General features: G+C 69.5%; 20 protein-coding genes and 4 tRNA genes. 11 read left to right on the forward strand and 13 right to left on the reverse strand.

Going from position 1 to position 24165, the window contains the following annotated elements; all coding sequences use genetic code 11:
* Positions 1-98 precede the first annotated feature (98 nt).
* The 4 genes from nrdE to Q0937_RS01805 all read right to left on the reverse strand — a co-directional run bounded on the left by nrdE (position 99) and on the right by Q0937_RS01805 (position 5101).
* On the reverse strand, positions 99-2231 hold the full coding sequence (gene nrdE, locus Q0937_RS01790) for a class 1b ribonucleoside-diphosphate reductase subunit alpha (protein ID WP_299299628.1): 2133 nt from the start codon (positions 2229-2231) through the stop codon (positions 99-101).
* Positions 2232-2236: 5 nt separating this feature from the next.
* Positions 2237-2635 (reverse strand): class Ib ribonucleoside-diphosphate reductase assembly flavoprotein NrdI, encoded by a 399-nt coding sequence (gene nrdI / locus Q0937_RS01795; RefSeq protein WP_299299098.1) that lies wholly within the window; start codon positions 2633-2635, stop codon positions 2237-2239.
* A gap of 20 nt (positions 2636-2655) precedes the next feature.
* Positions 2656-2910, reverse strand: coding sequence for a glutaredoxin-like protein NrdH (gene nrdH / locus Q0937_RS01800; RefSeq protein WP_299299100.1), 255 nt, complete (start codon positions 2908-2910; stop codon positions 2656-2658).
* A 667-nt stretch (positions 2911-3577) separates the two neighbouring features.
* Positions 3578-5101 (reverse strand): Gfo/Idh/MocA family protein, encoded by a 1524-nt coding sequence (locus Q0937_RS01805; protein WP_299299101.1) that lies wholly within the window; start codon positions 5099-5101, stop codon positions 3578-3580.
* A gap of 266 nt (positions 5102-5367) precedes the next feature.
* Between Q0937_RS01805 and Q0937_RS01810 the strand changes: the two genes are divergently transcribed.
* Both Q0937_RS01810 and Q0937_RS01815 read left to right on the forward strand, forming a co-directional pair.
* Positions 5368-6009, forward strand: a complete 642-nt coding sequence (locus Q0937_RS01810) for a 1-acyl-sn-glycerol-3-phosphate acyltransferase (RefSeq protein WP_299299103.1) — start codon at positions 5368-5370, stop codon at positions 6007-6009.
* A gap of 188 nt (positions 6010-6197) precedes the next feature.
* On the forward strand, positions 6198-6581 hold the full coding sequence (locus Q0937_RS01815) for a universal stress protein (RefSeq protein ID WP_299299105.1): 384 nt from the start codon (positions 6198-6200) through the stop codon (positions 6579-6581).
* Positions 6582-6862: 281 nt separating this feature from the next.
* On the opposite strand, the gene Q0937_RS01820 is transcribed toward Q0937_RS01815, so the two are convergent.
* The 3 genes from Q0937_RS01820 to Q0937_RS01830 form a co-directional block, all read right to left on the reverse strand.
* Positions 6863-8356: a catalase gene (locus tag Q0937_RS01820; protein ID WP_299299107.1), complete on the reverse strand. Its 1494-nt coding sequence runs from the start codon at positions 8354-8356 to the stop codon at positions 6863-6865.
* 93 nt (positions 8357-8449) lie between these two features.
* A complete protein-coding gene (locus Q0937_RS01825) occupies positions 8450-8917 on the reverse strand; it encodes a Fur family transcriptional regulator (protein WP_299299109.1) in 468 nt (155 codons plus the stop codon).
* 168 nt (positions 8918-9085) lie between these two features.
* Entirely contained in the window at positions 9086-9859 is a 774-nt protein-coding gene (locus tag Q0937_RS01830) for an SDR family NAD(P)-dependent oxidoreductase (RefSeq protein WP_299299111.1), read from the reverse strand.
* Positions 9860-10019: 160 nt separating this feature from the next.
* Here Q0937_RS01830 and Q0937_RS01835 point away from each other — a divergent pair, with 160 nt between their 5' ends.
* Positions 10020-10757, forward strand: a complete 738-nt coding sequence (locus Q0937_RS01835; RefSeq protein WP_299299113.1) for an SDR family oxidoreductase — start codon at positions 10020-10022, stop codon at positions 10755-10757.
* A gap of 56 nt (positions 10758-10813) precedes the next feature.
* Here Q0937_RS01835 and Q0937_RS01840 read toward each other — a convergent pair.
* From Q0937_RS01840 to Q0937_RS01855, 4 genes are all read right to left on the reverse strand, one after another.
* Positions 10814-10886: transfer RNA gene (locus tag Q0937_RS01840), tRNA-Thr, on the reverse strand.
* A 119-nt stretch (positions 10887-11005) separates the two neighbouring features.
* On the reverse strand, positions 11006-12637 hold the full coding sequence (locus tag Q0937_RS01845; protein WP_299299115.1) for an alpha/beta hydrolase: 1632 nt from the start codon (positions 12635-12637) through the stop codon (positions 11006-11008).
* Between the two features lie 160 nt (positions 12638-12797).
* Positions 12798-13532, reverse strand: coding sequence for an ABC transporter permease (locus tag Q0937_RS01850; RefSeq protein WP_299299116.1), 735 nt, complete (start codon positions 13530-13532; stop codon positions 12798-12800).
* 92 nt (positions 13533-13624) lie between these two features.
* Complete coding sequence (locus tag Q0937_RS01855) at positions 13625-14629, reverse strand: ABC transporter ATP-binding protein (protein ID WP_299299149.1); 1005 nt, start codon at positions 14627-14629, stop codon at positions 13625-13627.
* Between the two features lie 199 nt (positions 14630-14828).
* Between Q0937_RS01855 and Q0937_RS01860 the strand changes: the two genes are divergently transcribed.
* Together Q0937_RS01860 and Q0937_RS01865 are read left to right on the forward strand one after the other, a co-directional pair.
* Complete coding sequence (locus Q0937_RS01860) at positions 14829-15962, forward strand: histidine kinase (protein ID WP_299299151.1); 1134 nt, start codon at positions 14829-14831, stop codon at positions 15960-15962.
* The gene (locus tag Q0937_RS01865) at positions 15944-16627 is read left to right on the forward strand and encodes a response regulator transcription factor (protein ID WP_299299153.1); all 684 of its coding nucleotides are present in this window, start codon (positions 15944-15946) and stop codon (positions 16625-16627) included. Before Q0937_RS01860 ends, Q0937_RS01865 begins: the two co-directional genes overlap by 19 nt.
* Before the next feature lie 335 nt (positions 16628-16962).
* Here the strand turns inward: Q0937_RS01865 and Q0937_RS01870 are convergent, their stop codons facing one another.
* Positions 16963-17328 (reverse strand): metallopeptidase family protein, encoded by a 366-nt coding sequence (locus tag Q0937_RS01870; protein ID WP_299299155.1) that lies wholly within the window; start codon positions 17326-17328, stop codon positions 16963-16965.
* Positions 17329-17497: 169 nt separating this feature from the next.
* Here Q0937_RS01870 and Q0937_RS01875 point away from each other — a divergent pair.
* From Q0937_RS01875 to Q0937_RS01895, 5 genes are all read left to right on the forward strand, one after another.
* Positions 17498-17570 (forward strand) — tRNA-Glu (locus Q0937_RS01875).
* Between the two features lie 144 nt (positions 17571-17714).
* Positions 17715-17788, forward strand: a tRNA-Asp gene (locus Q0937_RS01880).
* Positions 17789-17883: 95 nt separating this feature from the next.
* Positions 17884-18906, forward strand: coding sequence for an NADP-dependent oxidoreductase (locus Q0937_RS01885; RefSeq protein ID WP_299299157.1), 1023 nt, complete (start codon positions 17884-17886; stop codon positions 18904-18906).
* Between the two features lie 154 nt (positions 18907-19060).
* Positions 19061-19136: transfer RNA gene (locus Q0937_RS01890), tRNA-Phe, on the forward strand.
* A gap of 183 nt (positions 19137-19319) precedes the next feature.
* The gene (locus Q0937_RS01895; RefSeq protein ID WP_299299159.1) at positions 19320-19955 is read left to right on the forward strand and encodes a maleylpyruvate isomerase family mycothiol-dependent enzyme; all 636 of its coding nucleotides are present in this window, start codon (positions 19320-19322) and stop codon (positions 19953-19955) included.
* 39 nt (positions 19956-19994) lie between these two features.
* Here the strand turns inward: Q0937_RS01895 and Q0937_RS01900 are convergent, their stop codons facing one another.
* Positions 19995-22091: a cytidylate kinase family protein gene (locus Q0937_RS01900; RefSeq protein WP_299299161.1), complete on the reverse strand. Its 2097-nt coding sequence runs from the start codon at positions 22089-22091 to the stop codon at positions 19995-19997.
* Positions 22092-22460: 369 nt separating this feature from the next.
* Here Q0937_RS01900 and Q0937_RS01905 point away from each other — a divergent pair, with 369 nt between their 5' ends.
* On the forward strand, positions 22461-24134 hold the full coding sequence (locus tag Q0937_RS01905) for a formate--tetrahydrofolate ligase (RefSeq protein WP_299299163.1): 1674 nt from the start codon (positions 22461-22463) through the stop codon (positions 24132-24134).
* The last annotated feature ends 31 nt before the right edge of the window (positions 24135-24165 follow it).

Raw genomic sequence — 24165 nt, forward strand, 5'->3', positions numbered from 1 at the left:
GCGCCGCACTCACCACGACGCCGACGGGCGGGCCTCCCCCAGGGGAGACCCGCCCGTCGGCGTCTGTGGTGGCACCTCAGCGGGTGCCGCTCACGAGATCAGAGCATGCAGCTGACGCAGCCCTCGACCTCGGTGCCCTCGAGCGCCATCTGCCGCAGGCGGATGTAGTAGAGGGTCTTGATGCCCTTGCGCCAGGCGTAGATCTGCGCCTTGTTGATGTCGCGCGTGGTGGCGGTGTCCTTGAAGAACAGCGTCAGCGACAGGCCCTGGTCCACGTGCTGGGTGGCCTCGGCGTAGGTGTCGACGATCTTCTCGTAGCCGATCTCGTACGCATCCTGGAAGTACTCGAGATTGTCGTTGGTGAGGTAGGGGGCGGGGTAGTACACCCGGCCGATCTTCCCCTCCTTGCGGATCTCGATCTGGGAGGCGATGGGGTGGATCGAGCTCGTGGAGTTGTTGATGTACGAGATCGAACCGGTCGGCGGGACGGCCTGCAGGTAGGCGTTGTACATGCCGTGCTCCGCGACCTCGTCACGCAGCTGCTTCCAGTCCTCCTGCGAGGGCAGGTGGGCGTTGGACTCGGCGAACAGCGCCCGCACCTTCTCCGTGCGGGGCTCCCACGCCTTGTCGATGTACTTGGAGAAGTACTCGCCGGTGGCGTACTTGGAGTTCTCGAAGTCGTAGAACTTCACCCCGCGCTCCTTCGCGATCCGCATCGACGCCTTGATGGCGTGGTACGTGACCGAGTAGAAGTACATGTTGGTGAAGTCCAGGCCCTCGTCAGAGCCGTAGAAGATCCGCTCGCGCGCCAGGTAGCCGTGCAGGTTCATCTGTCCCAGGCCGATGGCGTGGGACTTGCGGTTGCCCTCGGCGATGGTCGGCACGGAGTCGATGTCCGAGGTGTCCGAGACCGCGGTGAGGCCACGGATGGCCGTCTCGATGGTCTGGGCGAAGTTCGGCGAGTCCATCGCCTTGGCGATGTTCAGCGAGCCCAGGTTGCAGGAGATGTCCCGGCCCATCTCCTCGTACGTCAGATCCACGTTCATGGTCGACGGGGTCGAGACCTGCAGGATCTCCGAGCACAGGTTGGAGTGCGTGACCTTGCCGGCGATGGGGTTTGCCCGGTTCACGGTGTCCTCGAACATGATGTACGGGTAGCCGGACTCGAACTGGATCTCCGCCAGGACCTGGAAGAAGTCACGCGCCTGGATCTTCTTCTTGGAGATGTTCGGGTTGTCGACCATCTCCCGGTAGACCTCGGAGACGTTGACGTCCGCGAAGGGCTTGCCGTACTCGCGCTCCACGTCATACGGGGAGAACAGGTACATCGGCTCGTTCTTCTTGGCGAGCTCGAAGGTGATGTCGGGGATGACCACACCGAGGGAGAGGGTCTTGATGCGGATCTTCTCGTCGGCGTTCTCGCGCTTGGTGTCCAGGAACCGCAGGATGTCCGGGTGGTGGGCGTTGAGGTACACCGCACCGGCGCCCTGGCGGGCTCCGAGCTGGTTCGCGTAGGAGAAGGAGTCCTCGAGCAGCTTCATCACGGGGATCACGCCGCTGGACTGGTTCTCGATGTGCTTGATCGGCGCACCGTACTCCCGCAGGTTCGAGAGCAGCAGGGCCACGCCGCCGCCGCGCTTGGACAGCTGCAGGGCGGAGTTGATCGAGCGGCCGATCGACTCCATGTTGTCCTCGATGCGCAGCAGGAAGCAGGAGACGAGCTCTCCGCGCTGTGCCTTGCCGGCGTTGAGGAAGGTGGGGGTCGCCGGCTGGAAGCGTCCGTCGAGGATCTCGTCGACCAGGTTACGGGCGAGCTGCTCGTCACCACGGGCCAGACCCAGGGCGACCATCACCACACGGTCCTCGAAGCGCTCGAGGTACCGTTCGCCGTCGAACGTCTTCAGGGTGTACGAGGTGTAGTACTTGAAGGCACCGAGGAAGGTCGGGAAGCGGAACTTCTTGGCGAAGGCCTGCTCCGAGAGCGACTCGATGAACGAGAAGTCGTACTGCTCGAGGACCTCGGGCTCGTAGTACTTGTTCTCGACCAGATAGTCCATCTTCTCGCGCAGCGAGTGGAAGAAGACGGTGTTGGGGTTCACGTGCTGCAGGAAGTACTCCCGCGCCGCCTCACGGTCCTTGTCGAACTGGATCTTCCCATCCGGTCCGTACAGGTTCAGCATCGCGTTCAGCGCGTGGTAGTCGAGCCGCCTGTTGTGCTCGACCGGGGGGATCTCGGTCAGTGTCGCCAAAACTCTTCCAATCCGTCGTGGACCCGCGTCACATCGCGCGGAGTGCCGAACAGTTCGAACTTGTACATATGGGGGACCCCGCACTTGCGGGCGATGATGTCGCCGGCCACGCAGTAGGCCTCCCCGAAGTTGGTGTTCCCCGCACCGATCACGCCACGGATGTGCTTCCGATTGCGTTCGTCGTTGAGGAACTTGATGACCTGCTTGGGGACGGCACCGTGTCCGTTGCCCCCTCCGTAGGTCGGGACCACCAGGACGAAGTCCTCGTCGACGACGAGGTGCTCATCCCGGGGATAGAGCGGGACCCGGCGCGCCGGCATCCCGAGCTTCTCGACGAAGCGCTTGGTGTTGCCGGACACCGAGGAGAAGTAGACGAGATTCGACACGCCGACGCCTCCGGGCCCGATCAGATGGCGGTGGCCTGGCGCTGCGCGCCAGCGCTCACGAGGGTCTTGATCTTGTCGGGGCGGAAGCCGGACCAGTGGTCCTGCGCGGTGATGACGACCGGCGCCTGGACGTAGCCCAGCGACTTGACCTTCGCCAGCGCCTCGGCATCCTCGGTGATGTCGACGACGTCGTAGGCGACGCCCGCCTTGTTCAGGGCGCGCTTGGTCGCATCGCACTGGACGCAGAGGGGCTTCGAGTACACGGTGATGTCCAAGGGAGGGGCCTTTCACGAGCGCCGCGCCGCGGCGCAGGACTGGAGCTTCACGGGTTGTCCGGGGGAGGTCCGAAGGACCAGGCCGCCACGCTCCGGAACTGTGGATCAGGGGCGCAACGGTGACTTCCGGTGCGCCGCCCGACTCCCGGAGACCCGGTGCGGTGCGACTACGTCAACACTACACCTAGTGGTGTCTCGGCGCGACGACCACAAGATGTACTGAGTTACAACACTGTCATCCACAATCGACTGTTGATGGACTGTGGACAGATCGACAGGGTTGGGGACGGAGCGGTGCGGCCACGCACGAAAGCCGAGGATGCGTGCACAGTGCAGTGTGGACGAGGGGGCTGACAGCCCGTTCCCGCGGTGGATGACGCCGCGGCCCGGGGCCCTTCGCAGGGCACTGACGTGAGCTAGCTCCCGGGTGAGCCGAGGGGTGAGGTGGGCGTGTCGTCGGCGTGTCGTGACGGCGGGCTCGGCGTGTCGTGGAGACGGGCTCGGCGTGTGGAGACGGCGGGCTCGGCGTGTCGGCGGCGGGTCCGGGCGCTCCGCCTCCGCGTGTCGTCACCCGCGGCAGCCGGACGGCCCCGCTGACGTTCTGGCCCCGGATGCGAGAACCCCCGCGGCCCAGTGGGCGGCAGGGGTTCTCAGCTCTCGTTCGCGGTCAGGGTCGCGGCCCCTCCGAGGTGGGAGCCGTCGATGTCGGGGCGTCGACCGCAGGACTGTCCGTCACAGGACCGTCCGTCGCGGGAATGCCCGTCGCAGGACCGTCAGCCGCGGTGCCGTCGGCCGACGGATCCTCGCTGAGGCGCCACACATCGACGATCTCCCCGCCCTGCGCGTCCGCCAGGGGCTCTGCCACCTCGTCGGGCGCACTCGACTCCACGTCGATGTCGGCCGTCGCCGGATCGTCCTCAGCCGTGCCGGCCGCCGGAGGCTCCGCTGCGGGATCGGTGATCTCCACGATCAGCTCGGGTTCACCCTCGGCGGCTGCGCCGCCGGCGACAGCCAGCTCGGGCCCTTCGCCTTCCGGTGCCTCGTCATCGGCGTCCTCGTCCGCCTCGAGGCTGCGGCCGTCCGCGCCGACGATGCTCGAGAGCACCTCGCGCAGCAGCTTCACCTGGGCAGCCGCCTCGGCAGCACCCGAGACCGGCTGCGTGCCCTTGTCCACGAAGGCGTGGAAGGCCTCCCACATGAGCTCCACCGCCCCCTTGGGTGCCGTGGTCGAGGTCTCCTGGACCACGCCCGACTTCTTCTCCCGCAGGGAGACCGTCGAACGGACGTCGCTGTGCGAGGGGGCGGGCAGCTCCACGCGCATCCGCCGCCTCGCGGAGAGCACCTGCACGCTCTCGGAGTACTCCGGAGAGAACGGCAGGTAATGCCACACCAGGCGCACCTGGGCCCCGCCGTCCAGCTCGCCGAGCAGCTCGATCGATCCGGGGATCACTCCCTTGGGCCAGTGCCGCACCGCGACCAGGCGCGCGATCGGGCCGTAGGCCGCCTCGATCACCGCCATCTGATGGGCCACGCCCGTCAGCAGACCCTTGACGTAGAGGTCGCGGTCGCGCTGGGTGGCGCCGCCACCCGCTCCGGCTTCGACCGCGGCCTGGAGGGCCTTGCGACGCTGCGAGCGCACCTCGGTGGGCAGATCGTACGAGGCCGTGGTCACGTGGGCGCTGCCGAACAGCGGCTGGCTCGCGGGCATCAGCACCTCGTGGTCCACCATCCGCAGATCCTTGGCGGGGATGTGCTCGGACATGCGGGTCACGGAGTCGTCGTACTGCTGCGGATAGGCCATCATCAGCAGGCGCCGACCCGTCATCCGCTCGAAGCCGGCGACCTGCTCGACCTCGTCGGCGGAGAAGCCCACCGGGGGCTCCACCAGCACCGGGATGCCGCGGCGCATGAGCGTCAGCAGGTCCTCCACATGCAGACCGTCGGTGGACAGCAGGGCGGCATCGATCGTGAGGGTCTTGGCGCGCACCGCCGAGATCAGATCCGCGACGGTCTCGTAGCGCTTGTCCTCCTCGATCCCCCACACTTCGGAGGACTCGCGGCGACGACGCGGCGAGTGGTCCACCAGCGCGGCGACCGTGAAACGGTCCCACCGCCTGCGCAGCACCGGAAGGTGCACGGCCTGGGCCATGGTTCCGGCGCCGATCACGGCAATGTTCAGGGTCTTGGGCATCGACTGGCTCCTCGGGCTCGGACGGGGTCGGCGGCAGCTCCGCGGGCTCCTCGGCGGGCGCCGGGCCGTTCCGACAGCGCGCCCCGGACGGCAGGCAGCGCACGCCTGTTCTACCACACCCCGGTGATGCCGGGCCGAGCCGCACCCCCGGCGCGACCTGCGGCGCAGGGCCAGGAGCAGGGACAGAGCTCACGCGGTGGTCGTCGCAGGAGCTGTCGGACCAGGTCTATCGTAGGACGCGACTCAGCACGTCTCAGGAGGATCTGGTGGCACGACGCTTCTACTTCGGTGCCCGCGGCATCTCGCGGCCCTTCGTCAAGCTCCTGTGGAACCCTCGGGTCTCCGGGCTCGAGAACGTCCCGCGCGAGGGCGGCTTCGTGATCGCCTCCAACCATCTCGCGAACATCGACAGCTTCGTGCTGCCCGTCGTGCTGCCTCGGCAGATCCGCTTCGTCGCCAAGGACACCCTGTGGACCCAGAAGGGGATCCGCGGGCGCATCCTGCACTGGTTCTTCGAGGCCGTCGAGGCGGTGCCGGTGGATCGCGAGGCCATGTCCTCCGGGAAGGGCGCCCTTCAGGCCGGCCTCAGCATCCTCCGCGATGGCGACGGCTTCGCGATCTATCCCGAGGGCACCCGCTCCCGGGACGGTCTGCTGCACCCCGGGAAGCAGGGTGCGGCCTGGCTCGCCGTCGAGTCCGGCTGCCCCGTGATCCCCGTCGGGCTCAAGGGCACCCAGCACATGTTCTCCCGCCTGCTTCCCCACCGCGGCGCCATCACCGTGCGGATCGGCGCCCCGATCCAGCTCGAGGACATCGACCCCACCGCGTCCAAGGGCGTGCGGCGCCGGCTGCTCAACGCCCGGATCATGGACGAGATCCAGAAGCTCTCCGGCCAGCGTCGCGCATAGGCACCGGAACCCCGGGCCTCCCCCGCATCACCCTCCGCATCGACGCCATGCATCCCGCGCGGTCTCGCCGGTCCCCGGACCTCGATCCACCGCAGTCCCGCCGCCCACCGTCCTGAGACAAGTAGGATCTGGCCAGGCCGCGCACACCGAGAGGCGGCCGCCGCCCGGACCGCACCCGAGGAGAGCAGATGGCCGTCGTCGTCGGATTCATCCCCACTGAGGTGGGTTTCAAGGCGCTGGCCGCAGCCCGCGACGAAGCGGAGCAGCGGGGTGGGCCGCTGATCGTGGTCAACGTGCTGCGCGAGGGGGTCGGCGACGATCCCCGCCACGCCGACGAGCAGCATCGTGAGATCGCCCGCGATCAGATGCGCGGCGCCAATGTCCGGGTGGAGTTCCGCCAGGAGACCACCGACGACGACATCGCCGATGTGCTGCTGAGGGTGCAGGAGGAGGAGAAGGCTGAGCTGCTGGTGCTGGGCGTGCGCCGTCACCGCGAGCTCGCCCGCCATCTGCTGGGCCTCACGGTCCAGAAGCTCCTGCTCTCCGCCGACTGCGAGGTCCTCGTCGTCTGAGCGACGTGCTGCGAGCCTGCGAGCGGCAGGAGCCCGACAGCAGGCAGAGCCTGAGCGACGTGCTGCGAGCCTGCGAGCGGCAGGAGCCCGACAGCAGACAGAGCCTGAGCGACGTGCTGCGAGCCCGCGAGCCCGCGAGCGGCAGGAGCCAGACAACAGGCCGAGCCTGAGTGACGTGCTGCGAGGCTGCGAGCCCGCGAGCGGCAGGAGCCGGACAGCAGGACCACGAAGCAGGGCCGGGCCGGGGCGTGGTGCCCCGGCCCGGCCCTGTCTGATCAGGATCAGGCGTTCAGCGGATCCCCGCCCGGCTGCTCGTCACCCTTGCTGGTGTTCACGGCCAGCGCGATGCGCTCACCGATGGTGGCGTCGACGTTCTTCCAGTACTGGAGTGCCTTGCTCAGCACCGGTTCCTCGACCGTGCTCAGCGCACCGGAGACGGTCCCGACGAACTGGTCGCGCTGGGCGTCGTTGTACACCTCGCGCACCAGGATGCCGGGCTGGACGAAGTCGCCGTCCTCCGCATGCAGGGTGTAGGCGGCGCGCACCATCTCTCCGTCGGCCTCCCAGCCGTTGTCGACGGGTCCCTGCTCGTCCTGGTAGGCGCGACCGTAGGAGTTCGGCGCGTACACCGGTGCGTCCCCGCTGTGCAGGAACTGCATGTGCCCCTCCTTGTCGTAGGAGTTCACGGGCACGATCGGCTGGTTCACCGGCAGCTGGTTGAAGTTGGTGCCGATGCGGTGACGCTGCGCGTCCGGGTAGGAGAAGACGCGGCCGAGCAGCATCTTGTCCGGGGAGACGCCCGTGCCCGGCACGGTGTTCGAGGGACTGAAGGCAGCCTGCTCGATCTGCGCGTAGTGGTTCAGCGGGTTCTTGTTCAAGGTGAACGTGCCGACCTTGATCAGCGGGTAGTCCGCGTGCGGGACCGTCTTGGTGAGGTCGAAGATGTTGAACCGGTAGGTCTTCGCATCCTCGTAGGGGATGACCTGCACGGACATGGTCCAGCTGGGGTGCTCTCCGCGGCTGATCGCGTCGAACAGGTCCCGCCGGTGATAGTCGGAATCGGAACCGGCGAGCTTCTCGGCCTCCTCGTTGCTGAGGAACTCCAGGCCCTGATCGGTGTGGAAGTGGTACTTGATCCAGAACTTCTCACCGGACTCGTTGACCCACATGTAGGTGTGCGAGCCGTAGCCGTTCATGTGGCGCCAGGACCTCGGCAGGCCGCGCTCACCCATCAGGTAGGTCACCTGGTGGGCGGACTCGGGCGAGTTGGACCAGAAGTCCCATTGCATCTGGTTGGAGCGCAGGCCGGAGTCCGGGGTGCGCTTCTGGGAGTGGATGAAGTCCGGGAACTTCATCGGGTCGCGCAGGAAGAAGATCGGCGTGTTGTTGCCGACGATGTCGAAGTTGCCCTGCTGCGTGTAGAACTTCAGCGCGAAGCCGCGCACGTCGCGCCAGGTATCGGGCGAGCCGAGCTCACCGGCGACGGTGGAGAAGCGGGCCAGCATCGGGGTCTTGCGACCGGGCTGGAAGAGGTCCGCCTTGGTGTACTTCGAGACATCCTCGGTGACCTCGAGCTCGCCGAAGGCGCCGGAGCCCTTGGCGTGGGGGCTGCGCTCCGGGACGCGCTCGCGGTCGAAGCGGGCGAGCTTCTCGACCAGGGCGACGTCGTGGAGCATCAGGGGGCCGTCGGCGCCGATGCTCAGCGAGTGCGCATCGGACTCGCGGGGAGCGCCGGACTCCGTGGTGCTCGGGATCGTGGGATCGAAGTCGGTCATCTGCATCTCCTGTGTGGTGGGGGATTCTGACAAGCTGTGAGAAAAAGTTCGGATACGGGCCCGGTGGGGTTTCCGGGGCTCAACGGGCCCGGTTCAGGGAGCGGGGGTCGATGCGGGCGCGGCTGGGCTCGAGGCCGCCGACGCCGCAGCCCGGCACTCCGAGCAGACACCCCGGTAGACGACGTCCGCGATCTCGATGTCGAAGCCGTGGGCGTCGTGCGGAGTCAGACAGGGAGCCTCCCCGACCGCGCACGGGATGTCCTCGAGCCGACCGCATTCGCGGCAGACCAGGTGGTGGTGATTGTCGTGGCGATGCAGCTCGTACTGCATGCTGCGCCCGCCCACCGACACCCGGCGCAGCAGATCTGCATCGGAGAGGGCGTTGAGCACGTCGTAGACCGCCTGACGGGACACGGTCCCCAGGCTCTCGCGGACAGATCGGGCGATCGTCTCCGCATCGGCGTGCGGGTTCGCCTCGACCGCTGCCAGCGTCGCGAGCCGCGGAGCGGTCACGCGCAGGCCCGCGCCCCGGAGGGCGGAGGTGTGAGCGGTGGTCGACATGCCCCCACCCTACGCCCCTATCTGGACTATCTCAAGAAAGCGTCTCGGCCCAGAGAGACCTGGCACCCTCGCCTGCCCCCTTCCGCCGCTCAGTCCCGCTCGCTCCTGTGGTCAGCCCTCAGAGCATTCCTTGAACGCCAGGATCGAGCTGCGGGTCGCTGGCGTCCGTCACGGCATGCGCCGGGCCGCCCCCGGGTCCTGGGTGGCGAACTTGCCGCCGCTCACGTCGAGCAGTGCGCCGGTGATATAGCCGGAGAGGTCGCCGGCCAGGAAGAGGCAGAGGTTCGCGACATCCTCCGGCAGCCCCCAGCGGCGGATGCTCAGCTGGTCCAGCTTCGTGGCTGCTGCGGACTCGTCGAGGTCGGAGAATCCGTTCATCGCGGTCGGGATCATGCCGGGCGCATAGGCGTTCACGGTGATCCCCCAGGGTCCGAGCTCGCTGGCGAGCACCCGGGTCATCTGCACCACGGCGGCCTTGGAGGCGCCATACGCCGCCGCCTCGACGCTGGGGATGATCGCCGCGAACGACGCGGCGTTGATGATCCGCCCCGACTGCTGCCGCTTCATCATCGGGATGACCGCCTGGCAGGTGTTCAGCACACCGCGCACGTTGACGGCGAAGACCCGATCCCACAGCGCGGGGTCGAAGGTCTCCAGCGGTCCCTCGGCGTTGATGCCGGCGTTGTTGACCAGCACGTCGAGCCGGCCGTGCTGCTCCTCGATCGTCGCGATCGCCGCCCGCACGGCGTCGGGATCGGTGATGTCACAGGTCAGGACCGTCTCTGCGAGACCCTCCTCGCGTAGCTCGGCGAGGGCGCCCGGGTCGAGATCGAGTCCCACCACGCTCGCTCCCTCGCGGGCGAAGGTCTGCGCGATGGTGCGGCCGATCCCCCGCGCGGCACCGGTGACGAGCACGACCCGCCCTGACATGTCGATCTGCATGCTTCTCCTCGGATCATGGGTTCACGGGCGCGGACGCTCGCGTGCGCTCTACGCTGGGCTGGACCCGATCTCGGGTCCACTGACATCGGATACCACTGTCGTCCCTGCTCCGGGCATGGTCAAGGAGCTGGGCCGAGTGGACCGGGAGGAGAGGGCAGCGATGGATGCACGCACCGTATGGGTGACCGGCGCGGGATCGGGGATGGGACGGGCCTCCGCGCTCATCGCGGCGCAGGACGGACGAGCAATCGCGCTGTCCGGTCGGCGCGCCGGGGCGCTCGAGGAGGTCGCCGCGGAGATCCGCGCCGCGGGCGGGACCGCGCTCGTGGTGCCGCTGGATGTCGCTGATCGTGCGGCCGTGAAGGCGGCGGCCCTGCGGATCGAGGAGGAGCTGGGGAGCATCGAGGCGCTGGTGCTGTCGGCCGGGCTGAACTCGCCCCGCCGCTACTGGCGTGACCAGGACCTCGAGGAGTTCGCGGCCATCACCGACACCAACCTGCTGGGCCCGGTCTCGGTGATCGATGCGGTGCTGCCCGGGATGCGGGAGCGCGGCGCGGGCACGATCGTGCTGATCTCCTCGTACTCGGCCTGGCGCTTCTCGCCCGATGCCGGCGCGGCCTACAGCGCCTCGAAGACAGCGCTCGGACCGCTCGCGGCGACCCTGAACGCTCAGGAGAACCAGCACGGCGTCCGGGCCTGCCACCTGTGCCCGGGAGACGTCGACAGCGACTTCCTGAACCAGCGACCCGAGGTGCCGGGCGCAGCCGACCGGGCCGTGATGCTCAGCCCCGAGGACGTCGGACGCGCGGTGTCCTTCGTGCTGACCAGTCCCCCGCATGTGGTGATCGACGAGCTCGTCCTCAGTCCCGCCAAGCCTGCCGCCGGAACGGCAGCCTGAACGACAGAAGGGCCCCGTTCCTGTGTGTCACAGGAACGGGGCCCTTCTGCCTGCGGAGCCGCCTAGGAGAATCGAACTCCTGACCTATTCATTACGAGTGAATCGCTCTACCGACTGAGCTAAGGCGGCGTCGTCACCGGTGCACGGCGGACCGGTTCACTGTACGTGACCTGCAGGGCCTCGCGCAAAGCAGGACAGGGCGATCCGTGTCACCCTGTCGGACGTCCACCCCGTCGGCCCCGCGGGGCTCAGCAGGTCGACCCGTCCTCCGGCACGGTGCCCTCGAGCAGATAGGCGTCGACCTGCTCCTCGATGCAGCCGCCGGAGCGTCCGTAGGCGGTGTGCCCGTTCCCCTCGAAGGTCAGCAGCACCCCGCTCTCGAGCTGCTCGGCGAGGCTCTGCGACCACTGGTACGGGGTCGCCGGGTCGCCGGTGGTGCCGATGACCACGATCGGGTCGGCGCCCGCGGCCGCGATCGGGGCCGGCTCACGCAGCGGAGGGACCGGCCACTGGGCGCAGCCGTTCCCCCCGAGGCTCGGGCCGAAGGTCGGGAACTCCTCGGCCAGGCGTTCCGCCTCCTGTGCGACCCATTCCTCCTCGGCGATGCCCGGGCGGTCCAGGCAGTTCACCGCGGTGATCGCGTAGGTCCCGTTGGTGCGATAGGTGCCCTCCGCGGAGCGTTCGGAGGACATGTCGGAGATCGAGAGCAGCAGCGAGCCGTCCCCGCTCATCGCGGCGGAGAGCGCGTCACGGCCGTAGCTCCACAGCCCGTCGTCGTACATCAGCAGCAGCACGGCCGAGCGCGCAAGGCTTCCGGTGAGCGGTCGCTGCGGATCCCCGCTGTCCAGCGGGTGGGAGTCCACGCTGGCGAAGAAGGCGAGCAGCTGCTGCTTGGCGTCCTCCTCGCTGCCCTTGAAGGGGCAGCCCTCCCCCGCCTCCAGGCAGTCCGCGAGGAACGCCTCGGTGGCCCGCTCGAATCCTTCCGCCTGACCGGCGGCGAACTCGTTCCTCGTCGACGTGGGGTCGACCCCACCATCCAGCACGAAGCGACCCACCCGTGAGGGATACAGCTCGGCATAGCTGGCGCCGAGGTAGGTCCCGTAGGAGTAGCCCAGGTAGTCGAGCTGCTCGGAGCCGACCGCCGCACGCAGCACGTCCATGTCGCGGGCGGCGGAATAGGTGTCGAGATAGGGCAGGACATCCCCGGAGTTCGCCTCGCACGCCTCGGCGACCCGGGTGCCCCATTCCTCGGCGAGCTGCGCGGCCGCTTCGGGGTCGGATCCGCCGCCGGCGGCGAGGTAGTCGTCGGTCTCCTCGTCGCCGAGGCATTCGATGCCGGCGGAGCGGTTGACCCCGCGCGGATCGAAGCCGACCAGGTCATAGGCGCTGCGCACCTCGGGCGAGACCAGGTAGGGCATGCTCTCGAGGTAGTTCACGCCCGAGCCCCCGGGCCCGCCGGGGTTCGTGACCAGGGCACCGATCCGCTCTCCTGACGCCGCGATCCGGCCCACCGCGATCTGGATGTCCCCGGCCTCGGGGTCGTTCCAGACCAGCGGCACGTCGATCGTGCCGCACTCGACATCCGGTCCCTCGACGTCCTCGCAGGGGCCCCACTCGATCTCCTGGCCGTAGTAGTCGGCATAGGCGGGATCCTCGGCGGGGTCCGCAGGAAGGCCGACGGCGGCGGACGTGCCGAGCTCCTCGAGCGCAGGCCCGTCCGGCGCAGGCCCCGGCGCTGCTGAGCTGCCGCCGCCGTCGCTCGCCCCGTCACCGTCGTCCTGTGCTGCGTCGGGCCCGGTGCAGCCGGCCATCAGCAGGATGGTCGCCGCCGCCGCGGCGGCGAGACGGGAGAGGCGGCGAGGGCGGGCGGCGAGAGTCATGCGGGTTCCTTGTCCGTACGGAAAGCGGGCTGGAGGGGAGGGCGGGGATCCGCACTGCGCAGCTGGCGCAGAGTGCGGGTGCGGGGCGCGGTGGCGCGGTGGCGCGGTGGCGCGGGGCCCGGCCATCCTAGGCCCCGCGCAGCTCCTGTTCCCTGACTGTTCAGCCCACCTCGCGCTGGTTCCAGCGCCGGATTCCGAAGACGGTCGGAACGATCACGAGCAGCAGCAGCGGCAGCAGCTCGAAGGCGGTCGCCTCCCCGCCGCCTAGGAGGGCGGCGGCCGTCTGCAGGTCGACCGCGCGGATGAGGTCGCTGATCACCTCGGAGCCGAACACCATCGCGAGGGCCCCGGCAGTGGAGATCACGAATGGCACGCCGATCGCGGTGACCAGGCCGATCACCGTGGACTGCAGCAGGATCGCCATCGCCAGGGAGAACAGCAGCGTTGCCACCATCACCGCCAGCTGGGTGGTCAGCACCCTGTCGATGCTGGAGAAGATCGCGCCCTCTCCGAGCAGCTCCCCGCCCACCCAGGTGGCGGCGGCCGCAAGCGCGATCGACAGCACCATCAGTACCAGGAACACCACGGCGGCGGCGAGCACCTTCGAGGTGAGCACCGCGAGGCGGCCCGGGCGCTGCAGCAGCGTGTTCTGGATGGACTTGTCGGACCACTCCCCCGCCACCATCATCACCGTGATCACGGGGATGATCAGACTCAACGGGAGGGCGAGGACGATGAACGTGAACTCCACATCGGAGGTGCCGCCCGGCATGACGGCGGGCTGGATCAGCCCGCCGAGGGCGGCGAAGCCGGCGATGGCCAGCACGGACAGGGTCAGCAGGATGGCGGCTCCACGGGTGTCGAGGAAGCTGCGCAGGTCGATGGCGGGTCTCATGGGGTGACTCCTCAGTCGGGTCGATGCGGGGCGGGTCGATGCGGGGCGGGTCGGGCGATGCAGATCGGGCGGTGCAGGTGGGCGGAACCGGATCAGCGCAGCGGTGCCGGGGCGGGTTCGGGGGCCGAGGCGGTCGCCACCAACGCGACGGCGTTCCCGGGATCCGCGCCAGCGGGCTGCTCGGTCCCGCCGGTGAGGGCGAAGAAGAGGTCCTCGAGCCCGCCCCGGGTGGTCGCGCCCAAGGAGGTCAGGACCAGCTGCTCCCGCAGCGCCAGGCGTCCCATGTCCTCGGGGACGAGGCTCACCTCGAGCTCGCCGCCGAGCCGCTGCTCGAAGGCGATCCCGTGCCTGTCCAGGGCCTTCAGGAGCGCGGCCGGATCCAGTGCGGTGACGCGGGTGCCGGCGCCCGAGTCGGTGGTCAGCTCCTCGAGAGTGCCCTCGCGCACCAGGCGACCCTGGGAGATGACCACCAGGCGGTCCACCGTCGCTTCGACCTCGCGCAGCTGGTGGCTCGAGAGCAGCACCGTGCCGCCGGCGTCGGCGAAGGACCGCAGCAGTCGGCGCATCCAGCGGATCCCCTCGGGGTCCAGGCCGTTCGCGGGCTCGTCGAGGACCAGCACGGAGGGATCACCGATCAGCGCCACCCCGATGCCGAGCCGCTGACGCATGCCGTAGGAGTAGCCGCCCACCCGCTTGCCGCCGGCATCCTGGAGGCCCACCTGCTCGAGCACCTCGTCGGCCCGGGAGGCGGGCATGCCGACCGTGCGGGCGGTCAGGCGCAGGGTCTCCAGGCCGGTGCGACCGCCATGCAGGGCACGCGCATCGAGCATCACCCCGATGGTGCGCGCGGGATGGGAGAGCCGACGGTAGGGCTCCCCGCCGACGAGCGCCTCGCCGGCGTCGGCCTGCGCGAGCCCGGTGAGGATGCGCAGGGTGGTGGACTTGCCGGCGCCGTTGGGGCCGAGGAAGCCAGTCACGCTGCCGGGACGGCACACGAAGCTGAGGTCGTCGACGGCGGCGCGCTCGCCGTAGCGCTTGGTCACGCCGCGCACCTCGAGAGTGGGGCTGGAGGATGCGGGAGGGGTCGTGGTGCTCATGGCACGAGAGTCCTCCCCCAGCCCGCGACCGGCACAGCGCCCCGGGTCCAGGCGAGCGGCGACGAAGGTCGGGCCGCAGGTGGCCTGCGGCCCGGGCGGGGGCGACCTCCGTCGATCCCGCCCCCGACCTGGGGCGAGGACCGAGCGGACGGTGCCGGTCCAGGCAGGGCGTCGAGGGCTGCACGATTACAGTGGCGGCGTGGATGAACTGGGTGCCCCGAGGCGGCAGCGCTGGCAGGAGGCGCTCCTCCTCGCCGTCGTCGCGGCCGAGGCGATTGCGGGGGTGGTCCTCGCGACCTCGTCGGTCGAGCTGTGGCGCTCCGGACTGACGCTCGTGCTCGGCGGTGCCCTGCTGCTGCGCCATCGGCACTGGCGCTGGCTGCTGCCGGTGCTGCTGGTGCTGAACGCCGCAGCGATGTCACTCTCGGTGCTGATCGTGGTCGTCTACTGCTTCGCGACCCGCAGCCATCATCGGCTGCTGACCCTGCTGATCGCTGTGCTGGCCGTGGCCTCAGGAGCTGTGCCCTCGCTCTTCTGGGTCGGGACCGGCCTGTACGTGGGCATCACCGGGGTGGTGGTGAGCACACTGATCGTCGCCGCCTCGGTCGCGACCGGGATGTACACCTCGGCCCGGCGCGCTCTGCTCAGCCAGCTCCAGCAGCGGGCCGAGCAGGCGGAGTCCGGTCGCGAAGCCGCCGAGGAGCAGGCCCGTCGTGCCGAGCGCACCCGCATCGCCCGCGAAATGCACGACATCGTCGCCCACAAGATCTCGCTGGTCGCCCTGCAGGCCGGAGCCCTCGAGGTGAACCCGAACCTCGAGCGCTCCCAGGTGCAGCAATCCGCCGGGCTGATCCGGCAGACCGCCACGACGGCGCTCTCGGAGCTGCGGGAGGTGCTCGGGGTGCTGCGCGGCGACGGGGAGGAAGCGCCCCTGGCCCCGCAGCCGACTTGGGAGGACGTGCGGCGCCTGGTGGTCACCTCCCAGGAGGCGGGCATCTCCGTGGACCTCTTCGACTTCATCGACGATCCGGTGCCCGATCAGCTCGCCCGCACCGCCTACCGGGTGGTGCAGGAAGGGCTGACCAACATCCACAAGCACGCCCTGCACACCAAGGCACGGGTGGCGCTGATCGGCGAGCCCGGCACGGAGCTGGTGATCGAGGTCAGTAATGTTCTCCCCAAAGGGTTCACGACGGATCTGCCCGGGGCCCGCATGGGCCTGTCGGGCATCGAAACCCGCGTCACGCACGCGGGCGGCACCATCACGTCGGGCCCCACCGACGACGGACGCTTCGAAGTGAGGGCGGTGATCCCGTGGCCGACGGCGACGTGACTCGTGTAGGACTGATCGACGACGACTCCCTGGTGCGCGCCGGACTGGCGATGATCCTGAGCGCTGACCCGGCCATCGAGGTGGTGGGTCAGGGCAGCGACGGCGCGGAGGCGGTGACGCTCGTGCAGAAGCATCGCCCGGACGTGCTGCTGATGGACGTGCGCATGCCGAAGCTCGACGGGATCGCCGCGACCCGCGCGGTCAGCGCCCTGCCGAACCCGCCCAAGATCATCATGCTCACGACCTTCGACATGGATGAGTACGTCTTCCAGGCCCTCGAGGCCGGAGCCAGCGGCTTCCTGCTCAAGGACACCCCGCCCCAGGACCTCGCCCGTGCGGTCCACGTGGTCGCCGGCGGCGAGGCCATGCTCTCCCCGACCGTGACCCGGCGGATGCTCTCGCACTTCTCCGACGCCAACCCGGGCTCGCGCCAGGAGCAGCACCCGGGACTCCACCAGCTCACCGAACGCGAGACCGAGGTGCTCGGTGCGGTCGGCGCAGGCCTCTCCAACGCCCAGATCGGGATGCGGCTGTTCATGAGCGAGGCCACCGTGAAAGCGCATGTCTCGAAGATCTTCGCGAAGCTCAACTGCACCAACCGCGTGCAGATCGCGATCATCGCCCACGAGGCCGGGCTCACCGACCTCGACGCCGACCAGGTCTGAGCACTGCGCGGCGGCAGGCACCGTGGCCGAACCCTCGGCCGCGCCACAGCCGCCGCGCGCAGCCGCCACGCGCCCCGCCACGCGCCCCGCCACGCGTCCCGCCACGATCAGAAAAGTTCCAGCCCGCCGGCACCTTTTCCACCGTGGCCTACTCCGCCGCCGCGCGCAGCCGCCTCGCGCCCCGCCACGATCAGAAAGGTTCCAGCCTGCTGGCACCTTTTGCCGCCTGACCGTGCCGGGCGGGGGTCAGCCGGGCGTGGTCAGCCGGGCGTGGTCAGCCGGGCAGGGGTCAGCCGGGCAGGGGCCAGTCGAGGCGGTGGTCAGTCGGGCTGCACTCAGCCCCAGCCGAGCTCGTGGAGGCGGGCGTCGCTGATCCCGAACAGGTGGCCGAGCTCGTGCAGCACGGTCACCGCGATCTCCCGCACCAAGTGCTCGCGGGAGACAGCATGTCGCTGCAGCGGACCGCGGAAGATGAAGATCCGGTCCGGCTGGGCGTAGCCGTCGAAGACCGAGCGCTGGTCCAGCGGGATCCCCTCGTACAGGCCCAGCAGCTCGTGGCCTCCGGCCTGCTCGGGAGACGCCTCCTCCTCCACCAGGATCACCACGTTCGCCTCGGCGATGGCTCGCGCGATCTCCTCGGGCAGCGAGTCCAGGGCGTCGTCGACCGCTTCCTCGAACTCCTCGCGACTGATCTGGATCATGCTGCCATCGAACCACGCCCGGCCCGCGCACGGCGGGCTGAGCGCAGGAAGTGACCTGACAGCCCTTCGCGGCACCGAATCGTGTCGGATACGACGCATCCATCGCGAACTCGGAGGCACGGATCGCGGGAGATGGGTATGCTCTCCGTCGAACAGTTCTGCTGTTCGGGCCCCCATCGTCCAGTGGCCTAGGACACCGGCCTTTCACGCCGGCGACACGGGTTCGAATCCCGTTGGGGGTACTTCGCTCAAAGTGCGACGGAAACGCCCGCACCAGGCGCAACGGAAGTGCGAGACGGCTCACAGCCAGTTTGGTCGAGAGCCATGTGAACTTCCGGTAGAGTTATTCGAGTCGAAGCGAGTACGCGAAGCGCACAGACACGTATGGCCCTGTAGCTCAGTTGGTTAGAGTGCCGCCCTGTCACGGCGGAGGTCGCCGGTTCAAGCCCGGTCAGGGTCGCTTGCGAGAGAAGGCCCCGGAATATCGTTCCGGGGCCTTCTCCATTCCCGAGCCCGCCGCACCACCGGCCGCACCTTCTCCCCTACGCTCGAGGGATGAGCACCTCCCTTCAGAATCACCGCATCCGCCTTGCCGCACGCCCGCACGGCGAGCCTGTCGCCGCCGACTTCACGCACGACGTGGCCGAGGTCCGCTCCCCCGAGGCCGGCCAGGTGCTGCTGCGCACCCGGTACCTGTCCCTGGACCCGTATGTGCGCGGCCGGATGAGCGATGCGAAGTCCTACGCCGCGCCGATGGAGGTCGGCGACGTGATCGTCGGCGGCACCGTCTCCGAGGTGGTCGAGTCCGCGGCCGAGGGCTTCGCACCGGGCGACACGGTCCTCTCCTACGGCGGTTGGCAGGAGTACAGCCTCGAGCCTGCCGCGCAGCTGCGCCGCCTGGACCCCGCCGCCGCACCGGTGACCACCGCCCTGGGCGTGCTCGGCATGCCCGGGTTCACCGCCTATGCAGGTCTGCTCGCGATCGGGAAGCCCCAGCCCGGAGAGACTGTCGCGGTCGCGGCAGCCACCGGGCCGGTCGGCTCCGCCGTCGCCCAGATCGCGAAGCTGCACGGCGCCCGCACGATCGGGATCGCCGGCGGTGAGCAGAAGGTCTCCCGGCTGCGCGAGCTCGGCGTCGACGCGGCGCTCGACCACCGGGCCCCGGACCTGGCCGGAAGGCTCGCCGAGGCGGCGCCCGACGGCATCGACGTGTACTTCGAGAACGTCGGCGGCGCTGTCTGGGACGCGGTGCTGCCGCAGCTCAACAAGTTCGCGCGGGTGCCGGTGTGCGGGCTGGCCGCGCACTACAACGCGACCTCGCTGCCGGAGGGGCCCGACCGCAGCCCCCAGCTGATGCAGGCGGTGCTGTCGAAGAGCCTCACCCTGCACGGCTTCATCCAGAACGAATTCGTCCCGACGATGTTCGAGGACTTCCTGCGGGACATGACCGGCTGGCTCGCCTCCGGGCAGGTGCAGCACACCGAGGACATCACCGAGGGACTGGACCGCGCCCCGGAGGCGTTCGTGGGCATGCTGCGAGGCCGGAACTTCGGCAAGGCGATCGTCCAGGTCTCCTGATCACCGCAGCGCCCTGAACGTCTCGACACCCTGACCGTCCCGGCCGACGGGGCCGCACCCGTCGGCCACGTGGCATGCCTTACACCGTGCCGGTCCGGTTGGTGAACAGCCTTCCCCAGCTGGTAGTCTGTTCCCTGGTCGCTTCGGCGGCCGCGGCTCTGTAGCTCAGTTGGTAGAGCGTTCGACTGAAAATCGAAAGGTCACCGGATCGACGCCGGTCGGAGCCACCACCTCGAAGCCCCCTGGTCCACCAGGGGGCTTCGTCATTGCTCCAGGCTCCGCAGGCACGGTCCGCCGCCCGGCGCCTGTCGTGGGCCGGTGAGACCGGTGGGCCGGTGGGGCCGAGGCGGCCACCAGCAACCGTCCCGGGCCTGCTCTTGTCCCGGACCCTCCACCGCCCTATCGTCGGCCTGGTGAACCGCGGCGACGTCCTCCCACTCCTCGGCGCCGAGCGCCTGGCCCTCGCCGACGCCCTGCAGGACCCTCCGGCCGTGGACTGGGAGCGTCCCTCGCTCTGCGCAGGGTGGACAGTGCAGGACGTCCTCACTCATCTCACCGCCGCCGCTCTCACCTCGACACTCCCCTGGCTCGCGAACATGGCGGCCTCTCGGTTCGACACGGATCGGCACAACCAGCGCCTGCTGCACCGGTTCCGCGCAGCGGATCCTGTCACGACGCTCGCCGACTTCCGCACGGCGGCGACATCGTCGGCCGCGCCGTTCGGAGAGTGGGAGGGCGCGCTCGGCGAAGTCATCGTGCACGGCCAGGACATCGCGCGCCCGCTCGGCCTGCCGCTGGCGCCCTCGCGCGAAGCAGTACGTGGCGTGGCCGAGTTCTTCGCCCGCAAGGACTTCGCGGTCAACAGCAGCACAATGGCCCGCGGCCTGCGACTGGAGGCGACCGACGATGAGCTGGTTCTCGGGGACGGTCCACCGGTGCGCGGCAGCATGCTGAACCTCGTCATGGCGATGGCGGGGAGAGCCGTGGTGCTCGACGAGCTGGAGGGCGAGGGCGCCGAGGTGCTCCGGGCGCGGCTGCCCCGGTCCTGACGGCGGAGCAGCCGCGTCCACCGCCCCGCCGGTGCCGGCTCAGTCGTCCGTCGGCTCCTCCGGCAGGTCCAGATCGACCATCTCCCGCTCGGCTTCGACGGCCGCGACGATCTCCTCCACGGCTTCGTCGAGCGACATCTGGCTGGAGTCGATGATCAGGTGGTAGCGGCCCTCGTCCGTCGGCTCCCAGTGCATGAGCCGGCGCGACATCCGCGGGCGCATGCGGTCCTCACGGACCTGTCGCTGCGCGGCGACCTCGGGGGTGATTCCGTGGTCCGCGGCGGCGCGGTCCACGCGGTCCTGGACATCGCCGATCATCCGGATGTGGACGGCTCCGCGCATGTTGTCCAGGATCGCCGTCGCGTCCCGTCCGAGCACCACGCCGCCGAAGCCCTTGACCAGGCCCATCACCTCATCGATGTTCTTGCTGACCAGGTTGGTGCCCACCTGCGCGTCTCCGGAGGCGGTGGCGACGTTGACGTCCATCCCCGGCCAGGAGAAGGAATGCAGCCACCGCAGGGACCTGCCGGTGGTGTCGTCGGCGAGCACCTTCGGGTTCGACGAGGAGGCTCGTTCGAGGTCCTCCGAGCTGAAGGCGAGGCCCGCATAGGGCACGCCGAGCTTCTCGGCGACGCGCGGGGCCACATAGGCGGCGCCGGCGCCATAGTCCTCGTTGATGGTGACCACCGGTCGGCGGGCGATGAGCTGGTCGCCGCGCGAGGCGAGCACGACGCCCGCGCCGGGTACGGCATCCCCCAGGGCGCTCCGTGCGCGCCGCTGGTGGAGCTCCTTGATGATCCCTGTGTGCTCCTTCGCGGTGAGCGGGTACAGGAGCATCACCAGCACCGCGATCAGGCACAGCACCGCCGGCGCCCAGCCGGCCGCGACCTTGATGCCCTGCACCGCCTGGTCGGACTGGTCCGGAGCGCCGGAGACGTAGCCGAAGGCGGCGATGATGCCGCCGCCGAGGAAGCCGCCGATGCCCTGACCCACCTTGCGCACGAAGGAGAGGACCGAGTAGGCGCCGCCCTCGGCGCGGGTCCCCGTCCTCCACTCGCCGTAGTCGACGGTATCGGCCTGCATCGAGAACATCAGCGCATTGGTGCCGCCGAAGCCGACTCCGTAGATGAAGAAGGCGATCAGCGCCATCGGCAGGTTCCCGGTGGGAGCGAGGCCCACGATCACCAGGCCGAGCACCGCGGTGAGGGCCAGACCCACGTAGGCGCTGCGTTTGCCGAAGCGCTCGGAGACCTTCGAGATCACCGAGGCGATGAGGATGGTGCCCACCGTCTGCAGCACGAAGAGCAGCGTGAAGTACCCGGCACCGCCCACCACGTCGCGGGCGTAGTACATCATCACAGCGTTCATGGTGAAGGAGCCGCCGAGCAGGAACATCGCGCCCACGCAGAGGATGACCAGGGGCTTGTTCCGGCGCACCATCGCCATCGTGGTGCGCAGAGTGACCGTGCCCGTGCCGGCCGGGACGACCTCCTTGGTGTTCTTGAAGCAGACCCAGTACAGGGCCAGCGCGGCGGCGGCCAGGGCGAGGGTGGCGATCGTGAACTTCAGCCGGATCCCGTCGGCCGTGGTGTCCTCGAACTGGGGCGAGAGGATCAGCGACAGCACCACGCCGGTGACCGCACCACCGATCGAGCGAGCGCCCGCCAGGCGGGAGCGGTCGGTGGCGTTCTCCGTCATCGCCGCGGACAGCGAGCCGTAGGGGATGTTCACGAAGGAGTAGCAGAGCTGGAACGCCGCGTCGAAGAGCAGGATCCAGGCGACGGTCGCCATCGGGCCGAGCGCCGCCGGGGTGCTGAACAGGGCGACCAGCGAGATGGCGAGGAAGGGGCTGACCCAGATCAGCCAGGGCCGCAGCCGCCCGTGCCGGGTCTGCTTGCGGCCGACGGTATTGCCGGCGACGAGATCGGTGACGCCGGCCCAGATCTTGGTGACGCCGTAGATGGCACCGGCGATCCCCGCGGAGACCCCGGCGATGTCCGTCATGTAGACCATGAGGAACAGGGAGGTCATCTGGAAGGCGACGTTGTTGGCGACATCGCCCATCGCATAGCCGACGACGCGTCTGCGCGGCAGGATATCCGTGGTGCTCGGTGCGACAGCGGATGCGCTCGCCATGCGGGGTCCTTCCCTCAGGTCCCTCGTCCCGGCGGTTGCTTGCCGCGCCCCGTGGAGCGGACGCGCAGCCATGCGCGGAGGCCGGGGAGTGGCGTGCCACCGAGGGACCGTGTGCTCAGTCGTTCCGCCGAGCCTGCCACACCTCGCCGCCCTGAGGGCGGGTCGGACGTCCCTTGCCAGCTGTTTCCACCTCAGCGATCTCTCACACCGCTCCATCTCACGGGATCTCGGGGGTCCCGCGCCCGCGCGTGATGCCGATCAGGGGCCGGGTCCGAGGATCCCGCGCCTTCCCGCTCCTGTCGCCGTAGTCTGGTCCTCGGACCTGCCCGGCCCCGTGCCCGGGCGCTCTAGACCCAGTGGAGGACGACGATGTCTGCCGAGAACCCGGACCTTGCGATCGCCCAGGCGGCGACCCTGCATCCCATCACCGAGATCGCCGAGAAGGCCGGGGTGCCCGCCGAGGCGCTGGTGCCCTACGGCTCCTACAAGGCCAAGGTCGACGTGCGGAAGATGACCCCGACGGGCAGGACCGGGCGACTCGTCCTGGTCTCGGCCATGTCTCCCACCCCGGCCGGCGAGGGCAAATCCACCACCACGGTGGGCCTGGCCGACGCCTTCTCCCTGCAGGGGCACCGGACCATGGTCGCGCTGCGAGAGCCTGCGCTCGGCCCGATCATGGGGATCAAGGGCGGCGCCACCGGCGGCGGCCACGCGCAGGTGGTCCCGATGGAGGACATCAACCTCCACTTCACCGGCGACTTCCATGCCATCCAGATCGCGAACAACACCCTCGCGGCACTGGTCGACAACCACCTCCATCAGGGCAATGCGCTGAACATCGATCCCCGTCGGATCCAGTGGAAGCGCGTGGTGGACGTCAACGACCGCGCTCTGCGGAAGATCACGATCGGCCTCGGCGGTCCGACCCAGGGCGTCCCCCGCGAGGACGGCTTCGACATCGTCGTCGCCTCCGAGATCATGGCTGTGCTGTGCCTGGCCACCGACCTGCAGGACCTCGAGGCCCGCATCAACCGCATCGTGCTGGGCTTCACCTATGACCGCGAGCCCGTGAGCGTCGCAGATCTCGGGGTCGGCGGCGCGGTGACCATGCTGCTCAAGGATGCCCTGCTGCCGAATCTCGTCCAGACCCTCGGCGGCACCCCGGCGCTCGTGCACGGCGGCCCCTTCGCGAACATCGCCCACGGCTGCAACTCGCTGGCCGCGACCCAGCTGGCGCTGTCGCTGGCGGACATCACGGTCACCGAGGCCGGCTTCGGCTCCGACCTCGGCGCGGAGAAGTTCCTGGACATCAAGGCTCGCCTCGGCGGCCTCTCCCCCGATGCAGGCGTCGTGGTCGCGACCGTGCGGGCGCTGAAGATGCACGGCGGGGTCGCCAAGGACGATCTCCCGGCCGAGGACATCGACGCCGCGCTCGCCGGCACCGCGAACCTCGCCCGTCACGTGCAGAACATGCGCAAGTTCGGCATCGAGCCGGTCATCGCGCTGAACCGCTTCCCCACCGACACCGAGGCCGAGCTCGACGCAGTGCTCGGCTGGGCGAAGGAGCAGGGCTTCCGGGCCGCACTCTCGGAGGTCTGGGCGAAGGGCGGCGAGGGCGGGCTCGAGGTCGCGGAGCAGGTGCTCGCAGCGATCGAGGAGGATGCCCCCGACTTCCGCCACCTCTACGACCCGGCCGCCGGGATCGAGGAGTCCCTGCGCACCCTGGCCCGCGAGATCTACGGGGCCGACGACGTGGTCTTCGAGGACCGCGCCCCGGCGCAGCTGCGGATGCTGAAGCGGAACGGCTGGGACACCCTGCCCGTCTGCGTCGCGAAGACCCAGTACTCCTTCTCCGACGACCCGAAGGCGCTCGGCGCCCCCACCGGGCATGTGCTGCATGTGCGGGATCTGGTGCCGAAGATCGGGGCCGGGTTCGTGGTCGCGATGACCGGCGCGATCATGACGATGCCCGGCCTGCCCAAGGAGCCCGCGGCGCTGCGCATGGGCGTCACCGAGACCGGGGAGTCGATCGGGCTCTTCTGAGTCCGCGGCGCGGGCCGGCCGGGAAGGGTCG

Origin of the sequence: uncultured Brachybacterium sp. (assembly GCF_947500705.1) — a bacterium.
GTDB lineage: Bacteria > Actinomycetota > Actinomycetes > Actinomycetales > Dermabacteraceae > Brachybacterium.